This window comes from uncultured Cetobacterium sp., assembly GCF_947038635.1.
Classification (GTDB): domain Bacteria; phylum Fusobacteriota; class Fusobacteriia; order Fusobacteriales; family Fusobacteriaceae; genus Cetobacterium_A.
Window position 1 is genome coordinate 1 of sequence record NZ_CAMQXC010000099.1, and the last position, 8,214, is coordinate 8,214.

The following is an 8,214-nucleotide window of genomic DNA, read 5'->3' on the forward strand; positions in this document are numbered from 1 at the left end:
AACTACCTATTTGTAAAAATATTGGATTCATATAAAATCTCCCTATTTGTAATTTAGTTTCTGTTAATTTAAAATTTATTGAAACTACTTTAATCCTATGATATATAATAATTATTCAAAAGATAAACCTCTCAAATAATATTTTTTTATTTTTTAAACAATCCATATTTCTCAAAATTCAAGAATAATACCTCCATAAACGGAAATTCAAAACATGGAATATTTATATTGTTTTCACTTTCGCAGTGAATATTTAAATAAAAAATCATATCAAAATTTTTATTTATAGAACCATAATCCAAATCTTCAACAAAATTATAGATATCAATCTGTTTTATATAGTAATATTTTTCTAAATGCGTTTTTAAAATATCTCCATGAACACTATTAAAAGATGAATCGATAATGCAGATACTTTTATACTTCGTTTTACAACTACTATCTATAAATTTTAAACAAATATTTTTTATATATACTAATACATTAAAAATATCTTCAGTTGATAACAATGGAAACAACTCTATCACTTTTTTTTCAATTTTATTTTTTATATAAAAAAATATATATGAATCAATAGTTTCTGGAACTTTATATTCAGAATAATTAAAAAACTTTTTTAAAGCACCTTTATTTATTGTATGAATCAAATAGCTTTTATTTTCTTCGCTTAAATTAATTTTTAGATTTTTTTCAATATAATCAAAAAAAATATTAATATTAGAGCTCAATTTTTTACTTTTTAAATATCTTTCATCTATACTTAATATAATCTCTATCAAAACTAAGTAATCTTTATCACTATTTATCTGAATATAATCTATTAAATTTTCATTTTTTAATATTTTTAAATATCTTATAGCATCATCAGATAAATTTTCCATCTCTAAAATTTTCGATTCATATTCAAATTTACCTCTTATTTTATAATATATTAACGCCGCAATAAAAGCATAATACAAATGAATATCAGCTTTTACTGAGAATCTATTAAATACTTTTTTTGAACATTTTTTTATTTTCGATTCTAAATCACAATTTATTAAACCTCTTATATATTCTATACTTTTGGAATTAACAAATGTATAATAAAACAGTGATAAATTATAATTATCTATTTTTTTTATATAAAAATACATTAAGAATTTAATGCTAAAATCCAATATATTTTCATGATCTCCCTTTAAAACAACACCTTTCCAAGGGATACTTTCTAATTCTAAATCAAACTCTTTAAGAATATTTTTTATTTCTTTTATATCTGATAAAATAGTTAATCTATTTAAAAGAAATTCATTTGATATTTGAGATAAATTTATTTTTTGATTAAAGATCAAATTTAACAATATATAATGAATCCTTTCCTTTTTACAAATATCTATTATTTTATCTGAGTTCGAGACTTTTACTTTTAAAAGTTCCTTTTTTTCAGAAGACAGTTTTATTTTATTTTCATTTATCAAAATTTCAAAATTAAAATTCTTTTTAAGAACTATATTTATTCTTGATATTGAGACTTTTATACTTGAAACTGATAAATTCATATTTTTTTCTAATTCTTTTATTGAGACTTCGTTATTTCTAACTAAAAAGTCTAATATTTCAAAATCATAACTTTTTAAACTCATACGACTCCTTTGATTTCAAATCTTTTATATTTATATATGAATCTATTTTTATTTCTAATTATAAAAATATCAAAATTAAAACTATTAAAAAACTAAGAACCCTTTTATTTATAAGGGTTCTTAGTTCTTTTTTATTATATCAAAATATACGCAATACAACTATATATATTTTTTAAATATTTAAAACTTTAAAATATATACATGTAATCTTGTTGTGAGTTTATTCTTAACTTTCTATAACTATATTTTTTCTCCATTAGATTCAATCACATCTTTATACCAGAAATAACTAGCTTTTTTCTTTCTTTCTAAGTTGTTTTTTCTATCTATATATATAAATCCATATTGCTTTTTGTACCCATTTAACCAACTTAATAAATCTATATATGACCATGTACAGTATCCTATTAAGTCTATTCCTTCATTTATAGCATTTCTACAAGCTATTATATGTTCTCTTAAATAATCAATTCTTGGAATATCTTGAACATTTCCTTCTTCATCTATTGGATCAACTGCTCCTAAACCATTTTCACTTATAAGAATTGGAAGATTATACCTTTCTTTTAGTTGCAACATTCCATATCTTAATCCATCTGGATCAATTGCCCAATCCCAATCTGTATATTCTAAATTAGTATTTCTAACATGTTTAAAAAGCCCTGGAACGCCATTTTCTTTTTGACTATTTTTTTCACCTGAATTATTCATACCGTTGTATCCCACATTCTCTTTATTATCAGCTATCATCTGTGTACAATAGTAATTTATTCCTATAAAATCTGAATTTACACTTTTTAATAATTCTAAGTCCCCACTATATATCTCTGGAGCCCCATGAACTTTTTGATTATAATCTAATGCATCTTGTGGATACTCTCCTTTAAAATAAACATCAAACCACCACCATACCGCATGATTATAATATCTTTCTAATGCTGCCTTATCCTCAGGTAAATTTGAAGCACTATAAGCAGGACCATAAGCTATACTTGAACCTATCTTTCCATTTGGTACAATATCTCTAAATAATTTTATGGCTTTTGCATTTGCCAAAGCCGTTATATGTCCCGCATTTAAAGCTCTTTTTTTATCTTTTACTCCTGGAGGATGTAATGCTATTGAATAACCTAAATCTATAAATACATTTGGTTCATTCATAACAATCCAATATTTTACTCTATCTCCATAATTCTCAAAACAAATTTTTGCAAAATTTGCAAAATCATCTATTATCTCTCTTGATTCCCATCCAGCGTATTTATCTTGTAATGCTTGTGGTAAGTCCCAATGATAAAGAGTTACCATTGGTTCTATACCATATTTTAATAACTCATCTATCAAATCACTGTAAAATTTAACTCCTTTTGAATTTATCTTTCCAGATCCTTCTGGTAAAATTCTTGTCCAAGCTATTGAAAATCTGTATGCTTTTAATCCCATTTCAGCCATAGTTTTTACATCTTCTTTATATCTATTGTAATGGTCTGCTGCGATGTCACCATTTGTTCCCTCAAATGTCGTTCCTGGAATTTTTGAATATAAATCCCAAATTGAAGGCCCTTTTCCATCTTGATTCCAAGCTCCTTCCACTTGATACGCTGCTGTTGCACTTCCCCATAAAAATTCTTTTGGAAAACTCATAATTAAATTTCTCCTCCTTTAGTTTCAAAATTGTTATTTAACAACTCTCTTTCATTTTCGCCTTCTTGCTCTTTTTCCTCTTTTAATTTTTCATTATCATATATTTTAATAAATGGATAGTAAATTGCTCCTCCAATAAATACTAATACAATTTGTAATAAAGCTATTGATAAAGAACCATTAGAAGCTATATATCCGTTTATAACTGGCGGTGTTGTCCATGGAATCGAGATTCCAGGAAGTTTTGCTATAAATCCTGTAACTATTAAAAAGTATGCTATTGATCCAGTTACTAATGGTGTCAGTAAAAACGGAATCATTAAATATGGATTCATTATTATTGGTAATCCAAATATGATTGGTTCGTTTATATTAAAAAATGTTGCCCCTATTGATAATTTCCCAATCTCTTTTAATTGTTGACTTTTTGCAACTAATAGTATTATAAGTGCTAATGCAAAGGTTCCTCCAGAACCACCAATTGTTACATATAGGTCAAAGAATGGTCCTCCTAATATATGAGGAATCTCTTCTCCAGCTTGAAAAGCCAATCTATTTTGATCTCCCATTATTCCTAATACTGGACTTAAAACTCCTAAAACTATAACTGTTCCATGTAATCCTGCTAACCAAAACAACTGAATTAATAAAATTATAGTCATTACTCCTAAATATGTTCCAGCTAACTTTGTTAGTGGAGATGTTAAAGCTTGATTTATAACATTATGTAAATGAACAAAATCTGTTGTTTCAACCGCTAGTCTAACTCCCCAACTTAAAAGAAGTATAGCTATTGCAGGAATTAATGCTGTAAATGATCTTGCAACTGCTGGAGGTACATTTTCAGGCATTTTTATAACTATATTTTTTTTTACAATATATGTATATAACTCTACAGACAATAAAGATGATATAATTGCAACGAATAATCCTCCACTTCCTGTTAAAGCCAATGGAATTCCAGATAAAATCTCTTCTTTTCCAGTAATTTTAAAAGGAGTTAGCATCATAAAACACATTAGTGCTAAGGCTACCGATGTAAGTGTATCTATTTTATTTTTTTCAGCTAATCTATAAGAGACTCCAATAACTGCAAATATTGCCATCAAATCGAAAGTTACGTTTACTGGATATAAAAATTTTGTCATCCATGTTTCGCCAAAAATTCCTGTCATAAATTCATAATAACCATTTATTGGTAAAAATGCTAATATCAAAAATATTGATCCCGCTATTGCTAAAGGCATTGTAAGTATAAGTCCATCTCTAACTGATTGTAAATGCTTTTGATTCCCTATTCTTCCAGCTAAGGGCATAAATTTATCTTCTAAAAATTGATTAAATTTTTCTAAATTCATTTTTTAATCCTCCATTCTACTTTTTTGCATTAATTTAAAATTATATAGTGCTCCAATTTTTCCTGAATCATTTAAAAATTTACATCTTTCGATTGTTGGAAACTCTAGATTTTTTAAATCTACAATCTCAGATTTTAATTTTTCTAATTTTTCTTTAACTCTCTCTATAAAATCTTCTCTTACAGATATCTCTCCACCGATCAATACTTTTTCAGGATTTAAAGAAACGATTAGATTGAAGATTGAATAAGCTATATTTGTGTAAAACTCATCTATAGTTTCAATTGCAATCTTATCTCCATTTTCTGCGTACTCAAATATTTTTTTTCCATCTAACTCTTCCCATTTTTGATTAACTTTATTAGCGTAAGATTTTATTAAACCTCCTCTAACACTTCCTCTCATACTAAGAGTTGAATCAGCTATATTTTTTAATCTCTCTGTTATCATAAATCCAAATTCTCCAGCAGAGTATTTAGTTCCTCTTACAATTTTATCATTTATAAAAAGTGCTCCTCCTACTCCTGTCCCAATAGTTAAGCAGATAAAATTTTTATTTTCTTTGGCATTTCCTAACCATTTTTCTGCTAAAGCTACACAATTTACATCATTTTCTATTTCTACTGGAATTTTTATTCTTTTTTCTAGTTCCTCCTTAAAATTATAGTCATAAAGTTCATATAAGGCTCCCCCTGTTATCATATATCCTCTATCTACATCTATAACTCCTGGCATACTAAATGCTAATCCATCTATTTTTTCGCTGTTTTCTTTTACAATATCTTCTATTTTATTTAAAAATTCTTCTCTATTAGTTATTGTTGTATATTTATCACTTTTTAAAATATTTCCATTAGTATCTATTAGTGAGTATTTTATATTAGTCCCACCAACATCAAAACTTAAGTATCTCATATTTCTCCTTTTCGAAAACGGTTTCGGTTATCTATAAAAAAAGAGATTAAGTATCTCTTTTTTCAAGTGTAATCTCACTTTCGTAAATAAACTCTTCCAAATCTTCATTATTTATCATTTTTTCTATAACTTCAATTGCTTTTTGTGACATTTTTTTTGAATTATAACCTATTGTTGTCAGCTTTGGTCTGTATAAACTTGATATTAAAGTATTATCAAAACCTACAATAGATATATTTTTATCTTCTATTCTCTCTTCATAAATAGCTTCTAAACATCCTAGTGCCATTTCATCATTCGCACAAAATATTCCTTCTGGAATATTCCCTTTTTTTATTTCATCTTTAAGCAATTTTTTTCCTAATTGAAATTGAAAGTTTCCTGGTAAAATTTTATAGATTATTCCATGACCATCTATCTCATCTAAAAATCCATCTTTTCTTTCTACTCCTGCTAGTTTATCCTGAGTTCCTTCTAAGTGAAAAACTTTCTTTATTCCTTTTTGAAGTAAATATCTAGCAGCAAGCCTTCCCCCTTCATAATTATTTGAATTTATTAAAAATACATTCTTATAATTAATTGTATTCTTATAATCAAAAACTACTAAATTATATCCTTGTTCTGCCATTTTTTCTAACTCTGGTTCATCTAACTTTACTCCAATAACAATTGCTCCTTGTATCATTCCATTATCTATAAACGATTTAATTTTCATTTTTGATTCAGAATTTTTTACAATGGATAAAAGTATTTTTATATTTTTTTCCTCTGCTGCCTCTGTTACTAAAGCTACCAGCTCTTTAAAATAAGATGATCCATACATTCCTGTTTCTTCAAAAATAAAAACACCAACGATAGTATCTTTTTTTCCAGCTAAATTTCTAGCTTGTATATTTGGTTGAAAATCATATTTTTGAATAATTTTCAATATTTTTTCCTTTGTTTTCAAAGAAACATCTGGATAATTATTAATTACTTTTGAAACTGTTGCTTTTGAATATCCAGATATTCTTGCTATATCATCAATTTTTATATAAATTCCCCCTTATTTTTCTTTTCTACTAATTGATGATATTATTTTTTTAAAATTATGTCAACCCTTTACCACCAAGCTGACATTTGAAAACCTGCAATTAAATCATTTCTCTTATTTTTCTCTGTTGAATTTGAATAGTCAACTTTTCTATGTTCGTTTATGTATGTCACATAAGCTCTTATTGTTGTTTCAGCATACCCTATGCTATATCTTAACTGTGGTCCTACTGAAACTTTATAAATTAATATATCATTTTCTATATCGTTATACGTTTTATAATTTATATTTCCAATTCCAGCTTCTAACCATAAATCTACAAAATTATTTAACGTATATATTGGTCTTAATGTTAAACCTATCTCTCTTTGAGTATCTGCAAATCCTGTTTTCCACTCATCTTTTGTATTTGGATTAATTTGATACTCTCTTGCATCCATTTTTTCTGTGTAAGCAGCTCTCAAAGCTGATAAAAGTGTTACTTTCTCTGCAATATTATATCCTCCACCTAATCCTAACTGATATGCTTGAGATGATTTATGAGCTAACATATTTCCAACAGTATTTAATCTTCCTAAACCACTTCCAGCTAATACTCCATTTGAATATTGTAAATAATGCTGTCCCCATCCTTTCAATCCAAAAAAGTTTTTGGGTTTATAATATACTCCTGTATATACTCCATCAGCTGCTGCATCTCTCTTATATACTTCAGTTTCATTTACACCAAAATATTTCATACCATCATGATCTGGAGAGTTTGCATACATTACTTCTAAACTTATATCATTTTGTGTATACATACCTTTAAAAGCTCTTATAGTTCCTGAAGTTTTAACTTGGCCTAAATCATATATAGGAGTAAGTGTTTCTGTATAATATTGATTTATTTTATCTTCAAAATCTGCTGATATATATGCTAAATTTAAATATCCATCACTTAGTTTAATTTTATCAATACCTACTCCTGTTCCATCTATATCTTGAAAATAATAATCTAGTATATCCACAATCTCATTATTCCATCCAGTTTTTCCTGCTGTTATAACAGACTCTTTAAAGATTCCTGTAAAAATAGATAAATCTCCCATTTGTAAAGTTAAATCAGCTAAATTTATTTTTTGATTTGCTTCCTCTCCAACTGTTTGATTATAAAAATTATTCCAGTTTTCAAGTTCTATTTTTACTTTAGACCATGCTCCGTTATCCATAGTAAATTTTCTTGATAAACTCCAGATTACATATGTATCGTATTCATTTCCCCATCTACCTATTAAATTTTTAGAAGAATCCCATACTCTTCTATTAGAATCTCTTAAATTACCATCAGTTCCTGTTCTAAAGTAACCATGAAACTCTAATTTATCAAAATAATCTTTTTTTTCCAAAACTTTAATGTCTTCATCTTGTTTTTTTATTATCGCCTCTAACTTTTCAACTCTTTTTTCTATAGTATCTTGAGCTATTACCTGAGTTACCATTTGAGATAAAATACATCCTAAAACTAATAATCTATTTAATTTCATTATATCCCCCTATTTAATTATTATCTATTCCTAAATCATAAACTCTAACATAATCTACTATCATCTCTTGTGGAAAACTGCTTTCATCTACTCCTTGTTGTCCTCCCCACGCT

At 26.6% G+C, this 8,214-nt stretch carries 6 protein-coding genes; all 6 read right to left on the bottom strand.

Annotated elements, in window-relative coordinates:
- Positions 1-146: 146 nt before the first annotated feature.
- The gene (locus Q0V08_RS09040) at positions 147-1,625 is read right to left on the bottom strand and encodes a helix-turn-helix domain-containing protein (RefSeq protein WP_297434092.1); all 1,479 of its coding nucleotides are present in this window, start codon (positions 1,623-1,625) and stop codon (positions 147-149) included.
- Between the two features lie 240 nt (positions 1,626-1,865).
- Entirely contained in the window at positions 1,866-3,269 is a 1,404-nt protein-coding gene (locus tag Q0V08_RS09045) for a glycoside hydrolase family 1 protein (RefSeq protein WP_297434094.1), read from the bottom strand.
- Between the two features lie 2 nt (positions 3,270-3,271).
- Entirely contained in the window at positions 3,272-4,627 is a 1,356-nt protein-coding gene (gene celB, locus Q0V08_RS09050) for a PTS cellobiose transporter subunit IIC (protein ID WP_297434096.1), read from the bottom strand.
- Between the two features lie 3 nt (positions 4,628-4,630).
- Entirely contained in the window at positions 4,631-5,542 is a 912-nt protein-coding gene (locus Q0V08_RS09055; RefSeq protein ID WP_297434098.1) for an ROK family protein, read from the bottom strand.
- A gap of 46 nt (positions 5,543-5,588) precedes the next feature.
- On the bottom strand, positions 5,589-6,581 hold the full coding sequence (locus Q0V08_RS09060) for a LacI family DNA-binding transcriptional regulator (RefSeq protein WP_366099790.1): 993 nt from the start codon (positions 6,579-6,581) through the stop codon (positions 5,589-5,591).
- A gap of 62 nt (positions 6,582-6,643) precedes the next feature.
- Positions 6,644-8,101, bottom strand: a complete 1,458-nt coding sequence (locus tag Q0V08_RS09065; RefSeq protein ID WP_297434099.1) for a carbohydrate porin — start codon at positions 8,099-8,101, stop codon at positions 6,644-6,646.
- Positions 8,102-8,214 lie beyond the last annotated feature (113 nt).

Bases quoted from the DNA above. Each gene is read 5' to 3' on its own strand.
- Q0V08_RS09045 (WP_297434094.1), bottom strand. From the start codon at position 3,269: ATGAGTTTTCCAAAAGAATTTTTATGGGGAAGTGCAACAGCAGCGTAT.
- Q0V08_RS09040 (WP_297434092.1), bottom strand. From the start codon at position 1,625: ATGAGTTTAAAAAGTTATGATTTTGAAATATTAGACTTTTTAGTTAGA.
- Q0V08_RS09065 (WP_297434099.1), bottom strand. From the start codon at position 8,101: ATGAAATTAAATAGATTATTAGTTTTAGGATGTATTTTATCTCAAATG.
- Q0V08_RS09055 (WP_297434098.1), bottom strand. From the start codon at position 5,542: ATGAGATACTTAAGTTTTGATGTTGGTGGGACTAATATAAAATACTCA.
- celB (WP_297434096.1), bottom strand. From the start codon at position 4,627: ATGAATTTAGAAAAATTTAATCAATTTTTAGAAGATAAATTTATGCCC.